The sequence below is a fragment of the Microvirga sp. BSC39 genome (assembly GCF_000739015.1).
GTDB lineage: Bacteria > Pseudomonadota > Alphaproteobacteria > Rhizobiales > Beijerinckiaceae > Microvirga.
The window spans coordinates 206,262-227,551 of sequence record NZ_JPUG01000068.1; the positions used below are offsets into that span (position 1 = coordinate 206,262).

Consider the following 21,290-nt stretch of genomic DNA (forward strand, 5'->3'; position numbering starts at 1 on the left):
ATGTCGAAAGGGAGCAACTACCTAACGTTTTCCTCAAATATCCAGATCCGCCTCGTCGGCGAAGGCGGCGCGTTCCTGGATGAAGGCGAAGCGGGCTTCGGGCTTGTTGCCCATCAGGCGCTCCACCACGTCGCTGGCCTCCGGCCGCTCGTCGTCGGCCACAACCACCTTCAGAAGCAGGCGCTTCTTCGGGTCCATGGTGGTTTCCTTGAGCTGCCCCGGCAGCATCTCGCCCAGTCCCTTGAAGCGGCTGACCTCGACCTTGCCGCTGCCCTTGAACACCGTCTTCATGAGGCGCTCCCGGTCCGCCTCGTCCCGGGCATAGGCCGACTTGGCCCCCTGGGTCAGCCGGTAGAGCGGCGGGACTGCAAGGTAGAGGTGCCCGTTATCGATGAGTTTGGGCATCTGCCGGTAGAAGAACGTGATCAGCAGGGTGGCGATGTGGGCGCCGTCCACGTCCGCATCGGTCATGATGACGACCTTCTCGTAGCGGAGATCCCCTTCCCGGAACTGGGAGCCCTGGCCGCAGCCGAGCGCCTGGACGAGGTCCGAGATCTGCTGGTTCTGGTGCAGCTTGTCCCGGCCGGCCGAAGCCACGTTCAGGATTTTTCCGCGCAAGGGCAGCACGGCCTGGGTGGCGCGGTCGCGGGCCTGCTTGGCGGAGCCGCCGGCCGAGTCGCCCTCGACCAGGAAGAGTTCGGAGCCCTTGGCGCCGGCATTGGAGCAGTCGGCCAGCTTGCCCGGCAGGCGCAGCTTGCGGGTCGCGGTCTTGCGGGCGACCTCCTTCTCCTGACGGCGGCGCAGGCGCTCCTCGGCCCGGTCGATGACCCAGTCGAGCAGCTTGTTGGCCTGCTGCGGCGAGGCGGCGAGCCAGTGGTCGAAGGTGTCGCGGATCGAGTTCTCGACGATGCGGCCGGCCTCGACGGTGGCCAGCTTATCCTTGGTCTGGCCCTGGAACTCCGGCTCGCGGATGAACACCGACAGCATGGACGCGCAGGTGGCCATCACGTCGTCGGTGGTCACCGCCGCCATGCGCTTGGCCTGGTTCACGCGCTCGGCGTGCTCGCGCAGGCCGCGCAGCAGGGCGATCCGCAGGCCGTTCTCGTGGGTGCCGCCCTCAGGGGTGGGCACCGTGTTGCAGTACGAGGTGGAGAACCCATCCTCGTTGGTCATCCAGGCGACCGCCCATTCCAGCGAGCCGTGGCTGCCGGGCTTGGTGATCTTGCCGGAGAAGATCTGGTCCGTGACCAGCTCCTTGCCCTCGATGTCGTGGAGCAGGTAGTCCTTCAGGCCGTTCGGGAACTTGAAGGTCGCGTCCGCCGGAACGTTGGCGACGCCCTCGACCAGCGAGGGAGCGCATTTCCAGCGGATCTCGACGCCGCCGAACAGATAGGCCTTGGAGCGGGCCATCTTGAACAGGCGGCGGGGCTGGAAATGAGCCTCCTTGCCGAAGATCTGCCAGTCGGGCTTGAAGCGCACCTTGGTGCCGCGCCGGTTGAGCACGCGGCCCACGGTCTCGATCTTGCCCTGCGGAATGCCGCGGGAGAAGATCTGCCGGTACAGGGTCTGGCCGCGGGCGACCTCGACCTCGAGAATTTCGGACAGGGCATTCACCACCGACACGCCGACGCCGTGCAGGCCGCCGGAGGTCTCGTAAACCTTCGAGTCGAACTTGCCGCCCGCATGCAGGGTGGTCATGATCACTTCGAGCGCCGACTTCTTCGGGAACTTGGGGTGCGGATCGACCGGGATGCCGCGCCCGTTGTCGGTCACGGACAGCCAGCCGCCTTCCTCCAGCTCCACCTCGATGAAGGTCGCGTGGCCCGCCACCGCCTCGTCCATGGAGTTGTCGATCACCTCGGCGAAGAGGTGGTGCAGCGCCTTCTCATCCGTGCCGCCGATATACATCCCCGGCCGGCGGCGGACGGGCTCAAGCCCCTCCAGCACCTCGATGGCCGACGCGTCGTAGCCGGCCTCGTCCGGGGTGCCCTGGGGGGGCGCCTGGCGGGAGACCTTGACGGCGGCGTTGCGGGCCGTGGCAGGCGCGGCACGCTTGGCCGCGGCGCCCCCGAAGAGATCGTCGTTGTCTGTCATTGGGACCTTGGTCCGGGATGATGATTCGCGCTTCTTTACACTATTTCTCATCCCGTTTTTATACGAGAACAAAACGGAAACGTGAAGATGATTTTCAGTGACAGGCGGTAAAAGTGTGCGGCACGTTAGCCTGTAAAGGTTACCAACGAATTCCCCCTAAAGACTGTCTTACGCCCGTCATCCGGAACTGTTTAAATTCTATTCACGTTGAATGGTTAAGCATGAGCTTAACGGGAGATTTAGGCGTGACGACGCGGACAACTTTGGCACCGGCCCAGAAGCTTCATCTCGACCGCGCCGCGCGCAATGCGGGCGAAGCCTTCGCTTTCGACGAACCCGATACCGCGACATCAGCGCCCCGCTCCTATGGGACAAGCCTGATCTGGCTTGGCATGGCGGCCGTGGCCGTCATGGGACTGAGCCTGGTCGTCTACTCAGTCTAATCCTCTAACGTTTCCTCGTCGCGGTTCCGGTTTCGGCGGAAAACCCGGATGAGCTTTGCCTCGAGACGGGTGCCGTAAGTCAGCAGGAACAGCGTGACCAGGGTACCGGCCGCCGTGATGAACCATGCACCCAAACCGGCCGTCACCCCGAGACCTGCCGCGATCCAGACCGTCGCTGCCGTCGTGAGGCCCTGAACCTCCGTCCCGTCCTTGGCTCGCAGGATCGAGCCTGCGCCAAGAAAGCCCAAGCCCGTCAGGATACCCTGCACGACGCGGCTGACCGCGTCCTGCGAGAAGTGCAGCCCTTCATAGACCGAGCCCGCCAGGATCACGAGAGCAGAGCCCAGGGAGACGAGCCCCAGCGTCCGCATCCCGATGGGCTTGTTGTGAATGTCCCGGTTGATGCCGACGATCATGCCCGCGATCGTCGCCACGCACAGGCGCAGCGAGATCTCGACCTGATCGCCGTATTCCTCGTTCAGCCAAAACAGCCACTCGTCCATCGCACTCAGCCTGCCTTGGCGGTCTTCTTTGCGCCAGCCGACTTGGTGGCAGCCTTCTTCGGAGCCGCCTTCTTGGCCGTGCTCTTCTTGGCTGCGGTCTTGGTCGCTGTCTTCTTGGCCGCAGGAGCCTTGGCGGCAGCTTTCTTGGCCGGAGCCTTGCGGCCGCGGGCGGGCTTCTTCGACGGGCCGGCTGCCCGGCGCGCCTTCAGAAGCTCGACGGCCTCGTCCAGCGTCACAGCCTCAGCCGCCATGGTGCGCGGCAGGGTGGCGTTGGTCTCGCCGTCCGTCACGTACGGACCGAAGCGCCCGGCCTTCACCACGATAGGCTTGCCCGATTCAGGATCTGCACCCAGGGGGCGGCCCGGGTCGGCCGCACCACGACGGGCGCCGCCTCCGCCGCTCTCCTTGGTGACGATCAGGTCGATGGCCCGGTTCGCGCCGATCTCCAGCACGTCGTCGCCGGCGCCGAGATTGGCGTAGGTCTTGCCATGCTGAACATACGGCCCGTAGCGGCCGATGCTCGCCAGGATCGGCTCACCCGATTCCGGGTGGACCGCCACCTGACGCGGCAGCGCTAGGAGCTTCAAGGCTTTCTCCAGATCGACTTGGGCGGGGGACAGACCCTTCGGCAGGGAGGATCGCTTGGGCTTCTCGCCCTCGCCGAGCTGCACGAAGGGGCCGAAGCGGCCGTCGCGCAGGGTGACCTCCAGACCCGTGTCCGGATCCTGGCCCAGAACCTTCACGCCGGGCTGGCCGCCGTTCTCGGACGAGCCTTCGCCGTCGCCGTCAACGCCGGTCGCGGCAAGCTGGCGGGTGAACTTGCACTCGGGGTAGTTCGAGCAGCCGATGAAGGAGCCGAACTTGCCGAGCTTCAGGGAGAGCTGACCCGTGCCGCAGGTCGGGCAGGTGCGCGGGTTGGAGCCGTCGCCCTTGTCCGGGAAGATGTGCGGCCCGAGCAGTTCGTTCAGCGCGTCGAGCACCTCGGTGGTGCGCAGCTCCTTGGTCTCGCCGATGGCGGCCGAGAAGTGCTGCCAGAACTCGCGCATCACCTGCTTCCAGTCGATCTCGTTGTTCGAGACCCGGTCGAGCTGCTCCTCCAGGTCCGCGGTGAAATCGTATTCCACGTAGCGGCGGAAGAAGCTTTCCAGGAAGGCGGTGACGATGCGGCCCTTGTCCTCGGGGACGAGGCGCTTCTTCTCGATCTTGACGTATTCGCGGTCGCGCAGGGTCTGCAGCACGGCGGCATAGGTGGAGGGCCGGCCGATGCCGAGCTCTTCCATGCGCTTGACCAGCGAGGCCTCCGAATAGCGCGGCGGCGGCTCGGTGAAGTGCTGGCTCGCGGCGATGCGGCGGCGTTCCAGGTGGTCGCCCGTCTTCATGGGCGGCAGGCGGCCCTCGTCCTCGTCGGCCTCGTCGTCCTTGCTCTCGTTGTAGAGGGTGAGGAAGCCGTCGAACTTGATCACCTGGCCAGTGGCGCGCAGGTCCAGCTTGCGCGGGCCCACCTGGGCCGTGATGTCGGCGGTGGTGCGCTCCAGCTCGGCCGATTCCATCTGGCTCGCGATGGTGCGGGTCCAGATCAGGTCGTAAAGGCGGGCCTGCTCCGGCTCCAGGTACTTGGCCACATATTTCGGCAGGCGGCTCATGTCCGTCGGGCGGACGGCCTCGTGGGCCTCCTGGGCGTTCTTGGCCTTGGTGGTGTACTTGCGCGGGGCGCCCGGCACATAGCGGTCGCCGTATTCCTTGCCGATCACCCGACGGGCGTCCTGCACGGCCTCCGGCGCCATGTCGACGCCGTCGGTCCGCATATAGGTGATGATGCCGACCGTCTCGCCGCCGATGTCCACGCCCTCATAGAGGCGCTGGGCGATGCGCATGGTCTGCGCCGGCGCCAGTCCGAGCTTGCGTGAGGCCTCCTGCTGCAGGGTCGAGGTGGTGAAGGGCGGGTAGGGGTGGCGCTTGGCCGGCTTGGCCTCGATGTTCGCCACCGAGAAGGTCGCGAGCTCCAGGTCCTTTTTGAAGGCTTCCGCGTCTTTGCCGTTGCCGATGTCGAGGCGCGTGATCTTCTTGCCGTCGGCCCCCACGAGCCGCGCGTCGAACACGCCGCCGTCCTTGGTGGCGAGCGTGGCGATCAGCGACCAGTATTCCCGGGGCTTGAACGTCTCGATTTCGAGTTCCCGGTCGCAGACGAGGCGAAGCGCCACCGACTGCACGCGGCCGGCCGAACGGGCGCCGGGGAGCTTGCGCCACAGAACGGGCGAGAGGGTGAAGCCCACGAGATAATCGAGGGCGCGGCGAGCCAGATAGGCATCCACCAGCGCTTGGTCGATCTGGCGCGGCTGGCGGAGCGCCGCCTGGACAGCGTCCTTGGTGATGGCGTTGAAGGTCACGCGCTCGACCGGCAGGTCCTTCAGCACCCGCTTCTCACGCAGGGCTTCCAGCACGTGCCATGAGATCGCTTCACCTTCGCGGTCCGGGTCGGTGGCCAGGATGAGCTTCTCGGCGCCCTTGATCGCCTTGGCGATGTCGGACACCCGCTTCGAGCCCCTGTCCTCGAGCGTCCAGATCATGCGGAAATCGGCATCCGGGTCGACCGAACCATCCTTGGCGGGCAGATCGCGGATATGCCCGAAGGAGGCCAGGACCTCGTAATCCTTGCCGAGATACTTGTTGATCGTCTTGGCCTTGGCAGGCGACTCGACGACGAGGACTTTCATGAACGACTTCCTAAAGCGGGAGCAGACGAACGCCCTGCTGCCAGGGCGTAACCGGCGGTCAGCCCATGACCGCCGCGGGGCGGGAATAAGTGGTTGATGATGGCCGACAAGTCAAATCGAGCCGGTCGGCATGCTCTTTTATATGGCCATGGTGGCCCGCTCCAGCAAGGGATTCACAGTACGCCTAAGGCTGCCGGCGCGGCGACTGGGCATAAGATGGCCGACAGGCAAATCCCTTGCTTGCCGCCGTTTCCCGGAGCGCCTATAGCCATCGCTTTAAGATGACAGACGCCCCCCGATCCGTTTTTCCCCACCGGCACCTCCTCGGCATCGAGGGGCTGTCTCCCTTGGACATTCAGGCGCTGCTCGACCTAGCCGACGAACAGGTCGAGGTGAGCCGCCAGGTCGAGAAGCGGAAGACGACCCTCCGGGGCCGGACCCAGATCAACCTCTTCTTCGAGGCCTCCACCCGCACGCAGTCGTCCTTCGAGATCGCTGGCAAGCGGCTCGGCGCCGACGTGATGAACATGCAGGTCGGTTCGTCCTCGGTGAAGAAGGGCGAGACCCTGATCGACACGGCCGTGACGCTGAACGCCATGCGGCCCGACATCATCGTCGTGCGCCATCACGCGGCCGGCGCCGTGCATCTGCTGGCCCAGAAGGTCGATTGCTCGGTGGTGAATGCCGGCGACGGCGCGCACGAGCACCCGACCCAGGCGCTCCTCGATGCTCTCACCATCCGCCGCAACAAGGGCCGCATCGAGGGGCTCACGGTGGCGATCTGCGGCGACATCCTGCATTCGCGGGTGGCGCGCTCCAACATGATCCTGCTCGCCGCCATGGGCGCCCGCGTGCGCCTCGTGGCGCCTTCGACCCTGATCCCGCCCGGCATCACCCGGCTCGGCTTCGAGACATTCACCAGCATGGAGAAGGGTTTGAAGGACGCCGACATCGTCATGATGCTGCGCCTCCAGCGTGAGCGCATGAACGGCTCCTTCGTGCCGTCCGTGAAGGAGTATTTCCGCTTCTACGGCCTCGATCAGGAAAAGCTCAGCTTCGCCAAGCCCGACGCGCTGGTCATGCATCCTGGCCCCATGAACCGGGGCGTGGAGATTTCCTCCGACGTGGCCGACGGCGCGCAGTCGCTCATCCGCGAACAGGTCGAAATGGGCGTCGCCGTGCGCATGGCGGTGCTGGAGGCTCTGGCGAGCCATCTGCCGAATAGGTGAAGGCGTCATGAGCAACCAACCCATCCTCCTCAAGAACGCCCGCCTCATCGACCCCGCCAGCGGCCGCGAGGAGCGCGGCGGCGTGCTCGTGCGCGACGGCGTGATCCAGGATCTGGGCCCGCAGCTGAAGGAGGCCGCCGACGCACAGGCGATCGATTGCGGCGGCCAGGTGCTGGCCCCCGGCCTCATCGACATGCGCGCCTTCATCGGCGAGCCGGGTGGGCCGTATCGCGAGACCCTGAAGAGCGCCGGCGAGGCGGCTGCGGCGGGCGGCGTCACCACCGTGGTGTCGATGCCGGACACGAGCCCGGCCCTCGACGATCCGGCGGTGATCGACTTCATCGTGCGCCGCGCCCGCGACACCTCCACGGTCAACATCCGCCCGGCGGCGGCGCTGACCAAGGGCTTGCAGGGCGCCGAGATGGCGGAGATCGGCCGCCTGAAGGAGGCCGGCGCCATCGCCTTCACGGACGGGGCGCGCCCGGTCACGAACGCCCAGGTGATGCGCCGGGCGCTCACCTATGCCCGCGACTTCGACGCGCTGATCATCCATCACGTGGAGGATCCCGATCTCGTCGGGCAGGGCGTCATGAACGAGGGCGAGTTCGCCTCCCGGCTCGGTCTGCCCGGCATCCCGCGCGAAGCCGAGACGGTGATGCTGGAGCGCGACATCCGGCTCGTGCGTCTCACCGGCGGGCGCTACCATGCGGCGATGATCTCCTGCGCCGACTCGGCCGAGATCGTGCGCGCCGCGAAGGCGAGGGGACTGCCCGTCACCTGCGGCGTCTCCATCAATCACCTGGCGCTCAACGAGAACGACATCGGCGACTACCGGACCTTCCTCAAGCTCTCGCCGCCCCTGCGGCACGAGGACGACCGGCAGGCGATGATCGAGGCGCTGGCGGACGGCACCGTCGACGTGATCGTCTCGGACCACAATCCACAGGATGTTGAGAACAAGCGCCTGCCCTTCGCCGAGGCGGCCGACGGGGCCGTAGGGCTCGAGACCCTGCTTTCGGCCGCCCTGCGCCTCGTCCATTCGGACCGCATCTCCCTGCCGCGGCTCCTGCGGGCCCTGTCAACGAAACCCGCGGAAATCCTAGGTTTGCCCGTTGGCCGGCTCGCGGTCGGCGCCCCGGCCGACCTGATCGTGTTCGATCCGGACGCTCCTTATGTGCTCGACAAGCGCCAGCTCAAGTCCCTGTCCAAGAACACGCCCTTCGACGAGGCGCGCCTCGAAGGCCAGGTGACCATCACGATGGTGGCGGGCCGGGTGGTTTTTCAACGCGAAACGATGTAACGAGAAGTGAATGTCTGACGAGGCCAATCTCCTGTACCTGCTGGCGGCTCTGCTTTTCGGCTATCTCCTGGGCTCGATCCCGTTCGGGTTGATCTTCACCCGCATGGCGGGCCTGGGCGACGTGCGGAAGATCGGGTCCGGCAACATCGGCGCCACCAACGTGCTGCGCACCGGGCGCAAGGGGCTCGCGGCCGCGACGCTCCTGGCCGATGCCCTGAAGGGCACGGCGGCGGTGCTCATTGCCGCGCAATGGGGCCCGCAATTCGCAACGATGGCCGCCCTCGGGGCCTTCCTCGGGCACCTCTTCCCGGTCTGGCTCGGGTTCAAGGGCGGCAAGGGCGTTGCTACCTTTATCGGCGTGCTGATCGGCCTCAAGCCCCTGGCGGCGCTGATCTTCTGCGCGATCTGGCTCGCGGTGGCTTTCGCGTCGAAATACTCCTCGCTCTCGGCCCTGGTTGCCAGCGCAGCGTCGCCGATCGTGCTCTGGCTGCTGGGCGAGCCCGGCATGGCCGGCATCGCCGTGGTGCTCGTGGCGCTCCTGTGGTGGAAGCACGGACAGAACATCAGCCGCCTCCTTGCCGGAACCGAAGGCAAGATCGGCCAGAAGGGATGATCCCATGATCCTGACGGATGAGCAGCGTCTCGACTGGCTCCGCCTCATCCGTTCGGAAAATGTCGGTCCGCGCACCTTCCGCGCCCTGATCAACCAGTATGGCGGGGCGGGAGCCGCGCTGGACGCCCTGCCGGATCTCGCCCGTCGCGGCGGGCGCCTGCTGCTCAAGGTCTGCAGCCGGGCCGAGGCCGAGAAGGAGATGGCCGCCGCCGCGCGCCTCGGCGCACGCTTCATCGCCATGGGCGAGCCGGACTATCCCAAAACCCTCCAGGCCGTCGACACGGCCCCACGCCTGATTGCGCTTCGCGGCAATGCTGCCGTGCTGGCCAGGCCCTCTGTTGCCATCGTCGGATCGCGCAACGCCTCCGCGTCCGGCCTGACCTTCGCCGAGAGGCTCGCGCGGCAGCTGGGCGAGGCGGGCTATGTGGTCGTGTCAGGGCTGGCGCGGGGCATCGACACGAGAGCCCACAAGGCGACGCTCGGGACGGGAACGGTCGCGGTGCTCGCCGGCGGGCACGACCGGATCTACCCGAGCCAGAACGAGCCGCTGCTGCAGGCCATCCTCGACCAGGGCGGGGCGGTGGTCTCCGAGATGCCCATGGGCTGGGAGCCGCGCGGGCGCGATTTCCCCCGACGCAACCGCATCGTCTCCGGCCTTTCCTATGGGGTCGTGGTGGTGGAGGCGGCGCGGCGCTCAGGCTCGCTCATCACGGCGCGCTTCGCCCTGGAGCAGGGGCGCGAGGTCTTTGCCGTGCCGGGCTCGCCGCTCGATCCCCGCGCCGAGGGCACCAACGATCTCATCCGCGACGGCGCCACCCTCTGCGCCGGAATCGAGCATGTTACAAGCGTGCTGGAGCCGCTTGTCGCCTCGGGTCCGCGTCTCGACCGGAGCGTCGAGGAGCCCCAGTACATCCTCGGGTCGGAGGAACTCTGGGACGAGCTCGACCTGCCCGACATCGCCCGCGCGCCGGTGCGGTCCGTCATGCCCGATGCCGGGATCGAGGACGAGGCGGAGGAAGGGCAGGCCGACCTGATCACGTTCCTTGGCCCGTCTCCGGTCGCCATCGACGATCTCGTCCGGCAATCCGGCCTGTCGATCCGCTCGGTCCAGACGGCCTTGCTGGAACTCGAGATCGCCGGGAGGCTGGAGCGTCACGGCGGCAATGCGGTGTCGCTGCTGAAGATCTAATCGTCCTTGTCGCCGGACTGCACCGCCCGGATGGCTTCCAGCCGGGCCATGTCGAGCAGATAGGCCAGAAGATCGAGATTGGCTTCGCGGGCGAGGTAGGACAGCTCCGCCGAGAACTCGGCCACATACTGGGCCGTTTCCCCGGGGCTCATCTTGCGGCCGGTGTGGACGCTGTCCTCAGCGCCCGAAACGTCATTCGCGGACAGGTCTTTTCCGGAGGGGCGCAGGGCTTTGGTCATGAGGAATGAAGCTGTCTCACTGTTGCAATTCGCCTAGTTAGCAGCACAACTGTCAATAAGACAAGTCAATGCTTTAGACTTGAAGTTGCATGTCTGGCTGCGGTGATCAACCGAGAAGGGAAATGAGCACCGGCATGGAGAGCAGGGCAAGCAGGGTCTGGAGCGTCAGGATCTCCGCCATGAGGCCGGCATTCCCGCCCATCTGGCGCGCGAGCACGTAGGCAGCGCTGGCCGAGGGCACGGAGGCGGCGATGATGGTCACCGTCATGTCGTCCCCGGTCACACCCATGAATCCCGCGAGGGTTCCGGCCATGACCGGCAGGAGGACGAGCTTGAGGCCAGCCGACAGGGCGTGGGGCAGGCCCGGACGGGCAAGGCGCCGGATGTCGAGGCCCGCGCCGACGATCAGCAGGCCCGCCGCGAGCGCCGCCCGGCCGATGACCTCGATATAGGCGGCCAGCGGTTTGGGCAGAGGAGGCGCCAGCAGGTTGAGGGCAAGGCCCACGGCGCAGGACCAGATGAACGGGTTGGTCACGAAGGAGCGCAGGATATCCCAGGGGCTGCGCCGGGGCTGGCCGGCAAAGCGGATGAAGACGTAGAAGGCGAGCAGGTTGAGGAGCGGCACCATGGCGGCGATGGCAACGGCGATGAGCGCGATGCCGCGTTGGCCGAACAGGCTGCCGGCGACCGCCAGCCCCACGAAGGTGTTCCAGCGCGTCGCCCCCTGAAAGATCGACGTGAAGCTGGGGCCGTCGATGCCGAAATGGCGCTCCAGCAGCGGGCGCAGGGCGAGCACCAGCACGGCCATGGCGAGGATCGCGCCGACCAGCGCGCCGCCGACGCCGAGAACCGGCACTGAGGAGAGATCGGCCCGCGACAGGGTATCGATAATGAGCGCCGGGAAGAAGATCACATAGGTGACGCGCTCCATCCCCGACCATTGCTGCTCATTGATGAAACCCGTGGCCCGGCATAGCCAGCCGGTGGCGATGATCAGGAAGGTCGGGATCAGGCTGGCGAAAACGGCGGACATGGGGAGCCGGAGCAGGAGGGAGCGGGCAATCCGGCAAAAGCAGGGTGCATGATGCGCTTAAGGCGGATCGCAGCCATCGACAAGCGCCGGATAAGCTTGCATTGGAATCCGGTCCCGATACTCCACTTGTCTTTGTACGCGCTCCGCCAGAGGCCCCATGATCCAGGTGACGAACTCCATCGCGCTCGATGAAGCGGAACTCCAGGAAAGCTTCATCCGCGCCTCCGGCCCGGGCGGGCAGAACGTCAACAAGGTGGAAACCGCCGTCCAGCTGCGCTTCGACGTGCGCAACTCGCCCTCGCTGCCGGATTATGTGAAGGAAAAGCTGGAGCGGCTCGCCGGCAGTCGCTTGACCAATGACGGCGTGCTCATCATCACCGCACAGCGCTTCCGCTCGCAGGAGCGCAACCGGGAGGATGCGGTGGAGCGCCTCGTGGAACTGGTCCGACAGGCGACGGAGCGGCCCAAGCCGCGCCGGCCCACGCGGCCGACGCTCGCTTCCAAGAAGCGCAGGCTGGAGGCGAAAGGCCGCCGGGCCGATACCAAGAAGGGGCGCAGCGGCAAGCCGGCCTTCGACTAGGATCGAAAGCCGGCTTTAGCGCATCGTGCGGACCCAGCCGGCCGCGCCAGCGAAAAGTGGATCCGGTTTTCACTGCGTGGCCCGCTGGGTCCGCACTCAACGATGCGCCAGCAAAGAGTTGGAGCATCGAATTGGATCCCAAAAGTGGATTCCACTTTTGGGTCCGATGCTCCAGCCTGTGAAGGGCTGCCTGATCAGCTGTAAGTCCGCCCCACGCCCACATCCGACGTGTGAGGGGTCGTGTGGGTCATCAGGGAGACGCCGATCTCCATCAGGCCGATGATCAGGTGCGGCCAGAACACCTGGTCGGCAAAGCCGAAGAGCCAGGGCGAGGCCGCGAGCAGCAGGCCGCCGGCCGCATCGACGCCGAGATGCAGCGGCATCGGGATCACCTTGGCGAGCGACAGCTCGTAATCCGTCATGATGCTCATGACCAGGATGGCCGCGCCGAGGATGATGGGCACCCATTGAGCCGCACCGCCATCGGCGAAGCCGAGCACGAACGGAGCCACGATCAGGAGAAGCCCGGTCAGGTAGTCGATAACGCCGTGGGTACGGGTTGGAATGAAACGCATAACGATCCTCATCCTGCATGGTTGGTGACGCGCGAGAGCGCATCAGTCAAAGCCCAGCCAGAGGACCATGTTCCCGTTCCGAGAGGCTTTCATGGCCCATGCCCGGCCTGCGAAGCCTCTGAACTAACTTATGTTATCTTTCTGGCGGGTACCTGTGTTCGCCGCCTCTGAAATCCGAGACCGTGTGGCATCCCCCGTTCTCCCGGATGGCGTCCGGACCGATCACGGCCTTTCCGTGCCCGCCGGGAATGTCGAGGATGTAGGTCGGCTGGCACAGGCCCGAGATGCGCCCGCGCAGGCTGGCCACGAGGGCACGGCCCTCCTCGATGGAGAGGCGGAAATGGCTCGTGCCCGGCGCGAGATCGGGATGGTGCAGGTAGTAGGGCTTGATCCGGTTTTCCACGAAGGCGCGCATCAGGGCGGCCAGCGTGTCGGGATCGTCGTTGACGCCCCTCAGGAGCACCGACTGGCTGATCATCACGATGCCTGAATCCACCAGGCGAGCGCAGGCGGCGCGGGCGTCCGGGGTCAGCTCGCGCGGATGGTTGGCGTGGAGCGCCACATAGGCCGTCTTGCCGCTGCATTTGAGGGCCGCGATCAGCGCCTCGTCGATCCGCTCCGGCTCCACCACGGGAACGCGGGTGTGGAAGCGGACGATCTTCACGTGATCGATGGCGGAGAGCCGCTGCGTGATCTCGGTCAGCCGACGCGGGGAGAGCACCAGCGGGTCGCCCCCGGTGAGGATCACCTCCCAGATCTCCGGATGAGCGGCGATATAGGCGAAAGCCTTGTCCATGGCCTCGGGCGAGAGGGTGCCGAGCCCCTGCGGCCCGACCATCTCGCGGCGGAAGCAGAAGCGGCAATAGACCGGGCACACATGCACGGCTTTCAGCAGCACCCGGTCGGGATAGCGATGGACGATGCCCTCGACGGGGCTGTGCGCCAGATCACCGATAGGGTCGTCCCGCTCCTCGGGCGTGGTGGTCAGCTCCGCCGAGTCGGGCACGAACTGGCGGGCGATGGGGTCGTTCGGGTCGTTGCGGTCGATCAGCCGGGCCATGGCGGGGCTGATGGCGACGGCGTAGCGCTCGGCCACCGCCTTGAATCCAGGGAGTTTCTCGGGCGCCACGAAACCGGCCTCCGCCAGTTCGGCCGGATTGCGCAGGGGGCGGATCGCGTTCACCGGCCGGTCTCCGGCACGGGCGCCCAGAGCACCTGGTCGATGCGGGAGGCGCCGGTGGCGAGCATCACCAGCCGGTCGAAGCCGAGCGCGATGCCGCTGGCCTCGGGCATGTGGGCCAGGGCCGCAAGGAAATCCTCGTCCACAGGGTAGCTTTCTCCATAGACCCGCATCTTCTCGGCCATCTCCAATTCAAAGCGGCGGCGCTGCTCGGCGGCGTCCGTCAACTCGCCGAAGGCGTTGGCGAGTTCCACCCCGCAGGCATAGAGCTCGAACCGCTCCGCCACCCGCGGGTCTCGGGCAGCCGGGCGGGCGAGCGCCGCCTCGGCCACGGGGTACTCGTCCAGGATCGTGGCGCGCCCGAGGCCGAGATTGGGTTCGACCCGCTCCACGATGACACGGCTGAACAGGTCCGCCCAGGTATCGTCCTCCGCCACCCGCAGGCCCGCCACCTTCAAGCTGGCGGCAAGGCTATCCCGGTCGGTTTCGCCGTCGAGGCTGATGGAGGTGAGGAGGTCGATGCCGGCGAAGCGCTCGAAGGCTTCGGCCACGCTCAGACGCTCGGGCTTCCGGAACGGGTCGGTCTCGCGGCCGCGCCAGGTGAGGGTGCGGGTGCCGGCCGTCTCGGCGGCAAGGCCCAGGATCTCCCCGCAATCCGTCATCAGCGTCTCGTAGCTCTCGCCGGCCCGGTACCATTCGACCATGGTGAATTCAGAGTGGTGCAGCGGGCCGCGCTCCCGGTTGCGGTACACATGAGCGAAGCACGCAATCCGGGGCTCGCCCGCGGCCAGCAGCTTCTTGCAGGCGAATTCCGGCGAGGTGTGGAGATAAAGGGGCGTCCGCGACCCGTCGTGGCCGATGGCTTCCGTGGCGAAGGCGTGGAGATGTGCCTCGTTGCCCGGCGAGGTCTGGAGCGTGGCGGTGTCGACCTCGACGAAATCCCGTTCCGCGAAAAAGCCGCGCAGGGCCGCCTGGATCCGGTTCCGCCCCATGAGGAAGGGCCGCCGGTCGGCGTGGACATGGGGCGTCCACCAGGGGGAGGGAGCGGCCAAGGTCTTATCCATTCCAAAGGGTTCCGCGAGGTCGGACTGGCGATTTGCGCCAAGATAGGCTACTTGCGGCACCGAAAGCATTTTCGGTGCCACTGGGGCTCGGACGACCCGACCCTCACGACGCGCCCCTATATGTCACAAGGAAAGCCTCACGTGAAGGTCATCGCCTCTACGCTCCGCAAAGGCAACGTCGTCGATATGGACGGCCGGCTCTATGTGGTTCTCACCGCCCAGAACATCCACCCCGGCAAGGGCACGCCGGTCACCCAGCTCGACATGCGCCGCATCTCCGATGGCGTGAAGGTCTCCGAGCGCTATCGCACCACCGAGCAGGTGGAGCGCGCCTTCGTCGAGGACCGCGAGCATACCTTCCTCTACCAGGACGGCGAGGGCTTCCACTTCATGAACCCCGAGACCTACGACCAGGTCGTGGTCCCGGAAGACATCATCGGCGACCAGAAGGCCTACCTCCAGGAAGGCATGGCCGTGATGCTCTCGCTTCATAACGGCATTGCGATCGCCATCGAGCTGCCCGCCCGCATCACCCTTGAGATCACCGAGACCGAGCCGGTGGTGAAGGGCCAGACGGCGTCCTCGTCCTACAAGCCCGCCATGCTGTCCAACGGCGTGCGCACCCTGGTGCCGCCCCACATCCAGGCCGGCACCCGCGTGGTGATCATGACGGAAGACGGCTCCTACGTGGAGCGCGCGAAGGACTAAGAGCCCTTTCCTCTCCCGTCATCACCGGTCTTGTGCCGGTGATCTCGACTGGAAGAGTGCAGCGCCTCTCAGGATCAGGATGGCCGGCACATGGCCGGCCGTGACGTCTAGCGGAGCCAATCACACCTTGCAGGGCAGGCGGTTCCGGTGAACGCTCACCGGGCGTCCTGCCCTTATCTTTTTGCGGAGTCGAACAGTCTCATGACGAGCGGTCCTGCCTATCCCATCAACCCTCTTGTCGCCGATGTCGGCAGCCCGCCCATCCCGGAGGCGCAGGCCTGGACCAGGCGCTATGACGGCTCTTATGGACCGCTGATCAACCTCTCTCAGGCGGTGCCGGGCAACGCCCCCCATGCGGAGCTGCTGGAGCGGATGGCCGCCGTCGCCGGCACGGCCGCCGGATCGCAATACGGACCGATCAACGGCGATGCGCCGCTCAAGGACGCCTATACGGCCGAGCTGTCCCGCATCTACGAGGGCCGCATCGCGCCGGAGGATACGGCGGTGACAGCTGGCTGCAACATGGCCTTTTTTGCCGCCATGATGCTGCTCGCCCATCGCGGTGAGGCGGTGCTGCTGCCGACGCCCTGGTACTTCAATCATCAGATGACGCTCGACATGCTCGGCATCGAGCCGCGCCCGCTGCCCTGCCGGGCGGAGAACGGATTCGTGCCGCGCATCGAGGATGCGGAGGCGCTGATCGACGGGAAGGTCAGGGCCATCGTTCTCGTCACGCCCAACAACCCGACCGGCGCCGTCTACCCGGCCCATGTGATCGACAGCTTCGCGCAGCTCTGCGCCAGGCGCGGCATTTATCTCGTGATCGACGAGACTTATCGGGATTTCCTGCCGCCCGGCATGAACCGCGCCCATGGGCTCTTCACCCGTGAGGACTGGCGCAGCACGGTGATCCAGCTTTACTCGTTCTCGAAATCCTACGCGATCCCTGGCCACCGCACTGGCGCGATCACCGCGGACGCAAGTCTGATCGAGCAGGTGGCCAAGATTCTCGACTGCATCCAGATCTGCGCACCGCGGACGTCACAGGGCGCGCTGCCCTGGGCCATTGAGGCCCTGCGCGACTGGCGCGAGGATAACCGGGCGGAGATCAACCGCCGTGCACAGGTTTTTCAGGACGCGCTCGCGCCGTTGCCGGAATGGACAATCGAGTCGGCCGGCGCCTATTTCGCCTATGTGCGTCATCCCTTCCCCGGGGCCAAAGCACAGCAGGTGGCGGAGAAGCTGGCGACCGAACGGGGCGTCCTGTGCCTGCCAGGAAGCTACTTCGGCCCGGGCCAGGAAGGGCATCTGCGGGTGGCCATCGCCAATGTGGGCGCGGACGTTCTGAGCGGGCTGGCGGAGCGGTTTCGAGGCCTGTCGCTCTGATACCTCTTTCTAGGCAAAACCATAAACTATGGGGGCCGCCCTTGGCAGGAGGGTAGGGCGGCGGTTACTCTCTTGGTCAAACAGGTGCCTGAACCGGGTGCTGCGGGGAATTCGTTTTGACCGTCAAGACTGACGTGACAGCAGATGCAGGAGACCGGCTTCCCGATCCGCTCAACGGGTCGGCGAACGGTCCCTCCTGGACTGTCGAGCGTCCTGCGCAGGCGGAAAGGCGACGTTCTTCCCGAAGCTACGCAGCGCTCGATCTCGGCACGAACAACTGCCGCCTTCTCATTGCGGAACCTGCGCATTTCGGCTTCCGGGTCGTGGATGCCTTCTCGCGAATCGTGCGGCTCGGCGAGGGGCTCGGCCTCGGCAACCGGCTCAGCGACGGCGCCATCGAGCGCACCATCGACGCGTTGCGCGTGTGCCGTGAGAAGATGGCCGCGAAGGACGTGAAGCGCGCGCGACTTGTGGCCACCGAAGCGTGCCGCCTCGCCGAGAACGGTCCCGCGTTCATCGACCGTGTCCGCGAGGAACTCGACCTCGACCTCGAGATCGTCGACCGCAAGACGGAAGCCTATCTCGCCGTCACCGGCTGCGCGTCCCTGGTCGATCCCAAGGCGCAGTCCGTCATCGTGTTCGATATCGGCGGCGGCTCCACCGAGATCGCCTGGCTCGACGGACGGGCGCCGCATGCTTTCGCCGATCCGTGCAAGCGCATCCGCGCGTGGGATTCGCTCCCCGTCGGCGTGGTGACGCTGGCCGAGCGCCACGGCGGCATCGACGTCACGCCCGAGATCTTCGAGGGCATGGTCGAGGAAGTGTCCGAGCTTCTCATGGATTTTGCCCTTGTGGCCGCCCAGGCGGGGCGCGCCCATAACTTCCATCTGCTCGGAACCTCGGGAACCGTCACCACGGTCGGCGGCATTCACTTAGGACTCGCGCGCTACGACCGGCGCCGGGTCGACGGGATGTGGATGCGCAACGGCGAGATCTCGACAGTGATGGATCGCCTGCTGCATTCGGACTTCAGTCAGCGGGCGGCGAACCCCTGCATCGGCAAGGAGCGGGCCGATCTGGTTCTCGCCGGCTGCGCCATTTTGGAAGCGATCCGCCGGGCCTTCCCGTCGGAGCGTCTGCGCATCGCGGATCGCGGACTGCGCGAAGGAATTTTGATGAACATGATGCGAGAGGATTCCGTGTGGCGAGGGGGCAGCCAAAGGTGAGTGCCAAGTCCAGTACGGGGTCCGGTTCGGGTGTCCGCAATCTCAAGCAGCGCGTGAAAACTGCTAACAAGCGGTCCCTCTCTTCCCAGAAGTGGCTGGAGCGCCAGCTCAACGACCCTTACGTCGCCCGCGCGAAGCGCGAAGGCTATCGCTCCCGCGCGGCCTACAAGCTTTTGGAGATCGACGAGAAGTACCGCATCCTGAAGCCAGGCCAGCGGGTGGTCGATCTCGGCGCCGCACCGGGCGGCTGGTCCCAGATCGCCGCCAAGGTGGTTGGGCCTAAGGGCAAGGTGGTGGGCATCGACCTCCTGCCCATCGATCCCATGCCGGGCGTCGAGTTCATCGAGCTCGACTTCCTGGACGAGAGCGCTCCCGGCCGGTTGATCGACATGCTGGGCGGTCCGGCCGACATCGTCATGTCGGACATGGCGGCCAACACCACCGGCCACAAGAAGACCGATCACCTGCGGATCATCGGCCTCGCCGAAGCGGCGATCTACTTCGCCCGCGAGATCCTCGCGCCCGGCGGCGCCTTCATCGCCAAGGTGTTCCAGGGCGGCACCGAGAACCAGCTTCTCGCCGACCTCAAGCGCGACTTTGCCGTGGTCCGGCACGTGAAACCGGCGGCGAGCCGGGCGGATTCAGCGGAACTCTACGTGATGGCGACCGGTTTCCGGGGACGGGCGGACGAAACGCCTGAAGCCTGACGGCTTCTAAAAATGATCATCGGATCAATCCCAAGAGTGCCCTCCACTTTTGGGTCCGATGCTCTAGCCTCAAGCCTCGGATACCAAGGAACCACGACCATGGCAGTGCACCGCATCGGCATCATCGGCCTCGGCAAGATCGCGCAGGATCAGCATCTGCCCGTGATCAGGGCCAACCCGGATTTCGAGCTTCTTGCCGTGTCGAGCACGCGCGGGCTCTCGCACGAGGATGCCAAATACACCTTCCAGGATTACCGCGAGCTTCTGAAGCTTCCGGACCTCGACGCGGTCTCCATCTGTACACCGCCGCAGGTCCGGCATCAGATCGCCCGCGAGGCGCTGCTGGCCGGCAAGAGCGTGCTGCTGGAAAAGCCCCCGGCCGCTACGTTGAGCGAGCTTGAAGACTTGAGGGCGCTTGCCGCGAAGGTCGGCAAGGTGGTCTTCACCACCTGGCACGCCCAGTACAACAAGGCCGTCGAGGAGGCGAAGAAGGCGCTCGCCGGCTGGTCCATCAAGCGTCTTCAGGTGACCTGGAAGGAGGATGTGCGGCACTGGCATCCGGGCCAGCAATGGATCTGGGAGGCGGGCGGCTTCGGGGTATTCGACCCCGGCATCAACGCGCTCTCCATCGTCACCCGCATCATGCCGGAACCGGTCTTCATCAAGTCATCCAGCCTGGAATTCCCGGCCAACCGCGATGCCCCGATCGCCGCGAACCTCACCTTCTCCATGAGCCACGGGCAGGGCGACCTCCAGGCCGTCTTCGACTGGCGCCAGACCGGCCCGCAGACCTGGGACATCGAGGTGGAGACCGAGGCCGGCCTGACCCTCAAGCTCACCCATGGCGGCAGCTGCCTGGAAATCGGCGGGCGGCTGATGGTTCATGAGGACCCCGCCGAGTACCAGGGCATCTACCGGCGCTTCGACGCCTTGCTGACTATCGGCCATTCCGAAGTCGACGACGCTCCGTTCCGTCTGGTGGCGGACGCGTTCATGGTGGGCAAGCGGGTGCAGGTGGACGCGTTCGAGGATTGATGCTCACCGTCATGGCCGGGCTTGTCCCGGCCATCCCGAGCCGAAAAGCGTCGTGTCTCACAAATCGGGATTACCGGCACAAGGCCGGTAATGACGTAATGGGATCAGGCATTCAGCTCCTCATAGAGATCACGCCACGTCGGATTCATCCCAAGGATCAGGTTGGTTTTCCAAGCGCGGGACCAGCGCTTGATCGACGTCTCGCGTTGAATGGCGTCTGCAATGCTTGGGTAGCTCTCGTAGTAAACGAGCCGGTCGATCTTGTAGCGCCGTGCATGATAGCTGCCGCATCCGGTCTTATGCTCCCAGACGCGTCGTGCCAGATCGTTGGTGACGCCTACATAGAGCGCTCCGCCGGGTCGGCTCGCAAGAAGATAGACGTAATATAATCTCATCTGCTGAGATTGATTGACTGTCTCGGCGAGGGCAAGTCCCCATCACCACTAAGTCATGGCCGGGCTTGTCCCGGCCATCTCGATACGGTGAGGCTCCGACGGCTGGAATGGTCAGGATCACCGGCACAAGGCCGGTGATGACGAGGGTTAGATATGAGCCGCCCGGAATGACAGTGGCTGTCCTCAAGCCAAATTCTTCTTCAAGAACGCCACTGTCCGCTGCCAAGCGAGATCGGCCGTCGCCTTGTCATACCGCGCTGCGTTGGTGTCGTTGTTGAAGGCGTGGTTGGCGCCCTCGTAGACGTGGATCTCGTACGTCGTGCCCGCCTGCTTCAGGGCAGCCTCGTAAGCCGGGATGCCGGCATTGATGCGCTCGTCGAGGCCGCCGTAATGCATCATCATGGCGGCTTCGATCTTCGGCACGTCCTCCGCCTTCGGTTGGCCGCCGTAATAGGCCACGCCGGCATCGAGGTCCGGCTCGTTGACTGCGAGGTTGTTCACCGCGCCGCCGCCCCAGCAGAAGCCGATGGCCCCGACCTTGCCGTTGCTGTCCGGACGACCCTTCAAATAGGCCACCGCCGCCTTGCCGTTGGCGATCACGTCGGGCTGCTTCAACTGGCCGATCATCTCGCGGCCCTTGTCCTCGTCGGCAGGCGTGCCGCCCATGGGGGAGAGGTAATCCACGCCAAGGGCGATGAATCCTTCCGTCGCCATGCGGCGGGTCACGTCCTTGATATGCGGGTTGAGGCCCCGGTTCTCGTGGATGACGATCACGGTCGGCAGCTTGTCGGAGGCATCCTTCGGCTTCACCAGATAGCCCTTGAGGCCGGGCTGCCCACCGGGGATGTCGACGGTCTCGGCGGTGATCCGCGGGTCGGTCTCCGGCACGGTCTGGGCGTGGGCGTAGTTGTTCTGCAGGATCGGCAGGATGGCCGCCGCGCCGGCGGCGCTGCCGGCGAGCGCCACGAGCTTGTCGAGGAAGGAGCGGCGGCTCATGCCGCCATGGGTGAAGTCGTCGTAGAGATCGATGATGCGCTGGTCCATGGTGGCCTCCCGGTCTTTGCCGGGATGCTAGCG

At 65.9% G+C, this 21,290-nt stretch carries 21 protein-coding genes; 11 read left to right on the top strand and 10 right to left on the bottom strand.

Annotated elements, in window-relative coordinates:
• Nucleotides 1-33 precede the first annotated feature (33 nt).
• Nucleotides 34-2,094: a DNA topoisomerase IV subunit B gene (gene parE / locus MA07_RS16875; protein ID WP_036353372.1), complete on the bottom strand. Its 2,061-nt coding sequence runs from the start codon at nucleotides 2,092-2,094 to the stop codon at nucleotides 34-36.
• A 245-nt stretch (nucleotides 2,095-2,339) separates the two neighbouring features.
• Between parE and MA07_RS16880 the strand changes: the two genes are divergently transcribed.
• On the top strand, nucleotides 2,340-2,537 hold the full coding sequence (locus MA07_RS16880) for a hypothetical protein (protein ID WP_152568898.1): 198 nt from the start codon (nucleotides 2,340-2,342) through the stop codon (nucleotides 2,535-2,537).
• Here MA07_RS16880 and MA07_RS16885 read toward each other — a convergent pair.
• Complete coding sequence (locus tag MA07_RS16885; RefSeq protein ID WP_052003250.1) at nucleotides 2,534-3,040, bottom strand: MgtC/SapB family protein; 507 nt, start codon at nucleotides 3,038-3,040, stop codon at nucleotides 2,534-2,536. The genes MA07_RS16880 and MA07_RS16885 overlap by 4 nt on opposite strands.
• A 5-nt stretch (nucleotides 3,041-3,045) precedes the next feature.
• The gene (topA, locus tag MA07_RS16890; RefSeq protein ID WP_036353378.1) at nucleotides 3,046-5,754 is read right to left on the bottom strand and encodes a type I DNA topoisomerase; all 2,709 of its coding nucleotides are present in this window, start codon (nucleotides 5,752-5,754) and stop codon (nucleotides 3,046-3,048) included.
• 281 nt (nucleotides 5,755-6,035) lie between these two features.
• On the opposite strand from topA, the gene MA07_RS16895 reads away from it, so the two are divergent.
• From MA07_RS16895 to dprA, 4 genes are read left to right on the top strand one after another with little or no spacing between them, the layout of a single operon-like run.
• On the top strand, nucleotides 6,036-6,983 hold the full coding sequence (locus tag MA07_RS16895; protein WP_036353381.1) for an aspartate carbamoyltransferase catalytic subunit: 948 nt from the start codon (nucleotides 6,036-6,038) through the stop codon (nucleotides 6,981-6,983).
• Between the two features lie 7 nt (nucleotides 6,984-6,990).
• The gene (locus MA07_RS16900; RefSeq protein ID WP_036353384.1) at nucleotides 6,991-8,283 is read left to right on the top strand and encodes a dihydroorotase; all 1,293 of its coding nucleotides are present in this window, start codon (nucleotides 6,991-6,993) and stop codon (nucleotides 8,281-8,283) included.
• 10 nt (nucleotides 8,284-8,293) lie between these two features.
• The gene (gene plsY, locus MA07_RS16905; protein ID WP_036353386.1) at nucleotides 8,294-8,896 is read left to right on the top strand and encodes a glycerol-3-phosphate 1-O-acyltransferase PlsY; all 603 of its coding nucleotides are present in this window, start codon (nucleotides 8,294-8,296) and stop codon (nucleotides 8,894-8,896) included.
• 4 nt (nucleotides 8,897-8,900) lie between these two features.
• Nucleotides 8,901-10,085: a DNA-processing protein DprA gene (gene dprA, locus MA07_RS16910; protein WP_036353389.1), complete on the top strand. Its 1,185-nt coding sequence runs from the start codon at nucleotides 8,901-8,903 to the stop codon at nucleotides 10,083-10,085.
• On the opposite strand, the gene MA07_RS16915 is transcribed toward dprA, so the two are convergent.
• Nucleotides 10,082-10,324, bottom strand: coding sequence for a hypothetical protein (locus MA07_RS16915; protein WP_036353392.1), 243 nt, complete (start codon nucleotides 10,322-10,324; stop codon nucleotides 10,082-10,084). The genes dprA and MA07_RS16915 overlap by 4 nt on opposite strands.
• A 106-nt stretch (nucleotides 10,325-10,430) precedes the next feature.
• Complete coding sequence (locus MA07_RS16920) at nucleotides 10,431-11,357, bottom strand: AEC family transporter (RefSeq protein WP_036353394.1); 927 nt, start codon at nucleotides 11,355-11,357, stop codon at nucleotides 10,431-10,433.
• A 157-nt stretch (nucleotides 11,358-11,514) separates the two neighbouring features.
• On the opposite strand from MA07_RS16920, the gene arfB reads away from it, so the two are divergent.
• Nucleotides 11,515-11,937, top strand: coding sequence for an alternative ribosome rescue aminoacyl-tRNA hydrolase ArfB (gene arfB / locus MA07_RS16925; RefSeq protein ID WP_036353397.1), 423 nt, complete (start codon nucleotides 11,515-11,517; stop codon nucleotides 11,935-11,937).
• Between the two features lie 194 nt (nucleotides 11,938-12,131).
• Here arfB and MA07_RS16930 read toward each other — a convergent pair whose 3' ends face one another.
• The 3 genes from MA07_RS16930 to epmA all read right to left on the bottom strand — a co-directional run bounded on the left by MA07_RS16930 (nucleotide 12,132) and on the right by epmA (nucleotide 14,744).
• Nucleotides 12,132-12,512, bottom strand: a complete 381-nt coding sequence (locus MA07_RS16930) for an SPW repeat protein (protein ID WP_036353401.1) — start codon at nucleotides 12,510-12,512, stop codon at nucleotides 12,132-12,134.
• Between the two features lie 133 nt (nucleotides 12,513-12,645).
• Nucleotides 12,646-13,695: a lysine-2,3-aminomutase-like protein gene (locus MA07_RS16935; protein ID WP_036353405.1), complete on the bottom strand. Its 1,050-nt coding sequence runs from the start codon at nucleotides 13,693-13,695 to the stop codon at nucleotides 12,646-12,648.
• The gene (epmA, locus tag MA07_RS16940) at nucleotides 13,692-14,744 is read right to left on the bottom strand and encodes an EF-P lysine aminoacylase EpmA (RefSeq protein WP_152568902.1); all 1,053 of its coding nucleotides are present in this window, start codon (nucleotides 14,742-14,744) and stop codon (nucleotides 13,692-13,694) included. Before epmA ends, MA07_RS16935 begins: the two co-directional genes overlap by 4 nt.
• Nucleotides 14,745-14,876: 132 nt before the next feature.
• Between epmA and efp the strand changes: the two genes are divergently transcribed.
• From efp to MA07_RS16965, 5 genes are all read left to right on the top strand, one after another.
• Entirely contained in the window at nucleotides 14,877-15,464 is a 588-nt protein-coding gene (efp, locus tag MA07_RS16945; RefSeq protein ID WP_152568903.1) for an elongation factor P, read from the top strand.
• Between the two features lie 201 nt (nucleotides 15,465-15,665).
• Nucleotides 15,666-16,850, top strand: a complete 1,185-nt coding sequence (locus MA07_RS16950) for an aminotransferase (protein ID WP_036353416.1) — start codon at nucleotides 15,666-15,668, stop codon at nucleotides 16,848-16,850.
• 116 nt (nucleotides 16,851-16,966) lie between these two features.
• Nucleotides 16,967-18,076, top strand: a complete 1,110-nt coding sequence (locus tag MA07_RS16955) for a Ppx/GppA phosphatase family protein (protein WP_036353419.1) — start codon at nucleotides 16,967-16,969, stop codon at nucleotides 18,074-18,076.
• Nucleotides 18,073-18,783, top strand: a complete 711-nt coding sequence (locus MA07_RS16960) for an RlmE family RNA methyltransferase (protein WP_036353423.1) — start codon at nucleotides 18,073-18,075, stop codon at nucleotides 18,781-18,783. The genes MA07_RS16955 and MA07_RS16960 overlap by 4 nt, the downstream gene beginning before the upstream one ends.
• 99 nt (nucleotides 18,784-18,882) lie before the next feature.
• Nucleotides 18,883-19,818 carry a Gfo/Idh/MocA family oxidoreductase gene (locus tag MA07_RS16965; RefSeq protein WP_036353427.1) on the top strand — a complete coding sequence of 312 codons (936 nt, stop codon included), beginning with the start codon at nucleotides 18,883-18,885 and terminating at the stop codon, nucleotides 19,816-19,818.
• A 104-nt stretch (nucleotides 19,819-19,922) separates the two neighbouring features.
• Here MA07_RS16965 and MA07_RS16970 read toward each other — a convergent pair whose 3' ends face one another.
• A complete protein-coding gene (locus tag MA07_RS16970; RefSeq protein ID WP_036353430.1) occupies nucleotides 19,923-20,213 on the bottom strand; it encodes a GIY-YIG nuclease family protein in 291 nt (96 codons plus the stop codon).
• Between the two features lie 183 nt (nucleotides 20,214-20,396).
• Complete coding sequence (locus MA07_RS16975) at nucleotides 20,397-21,257, bottom strand: dienelactone hydrolase family protein (protein WP_036353433.1); 861 nt, start codon at nucleotides 21,255-21,257, stop codon at nucleotides 20,397-20,399.
• Nucleotides 21,258-21,290: the final 33 nt, after the last annotated feature.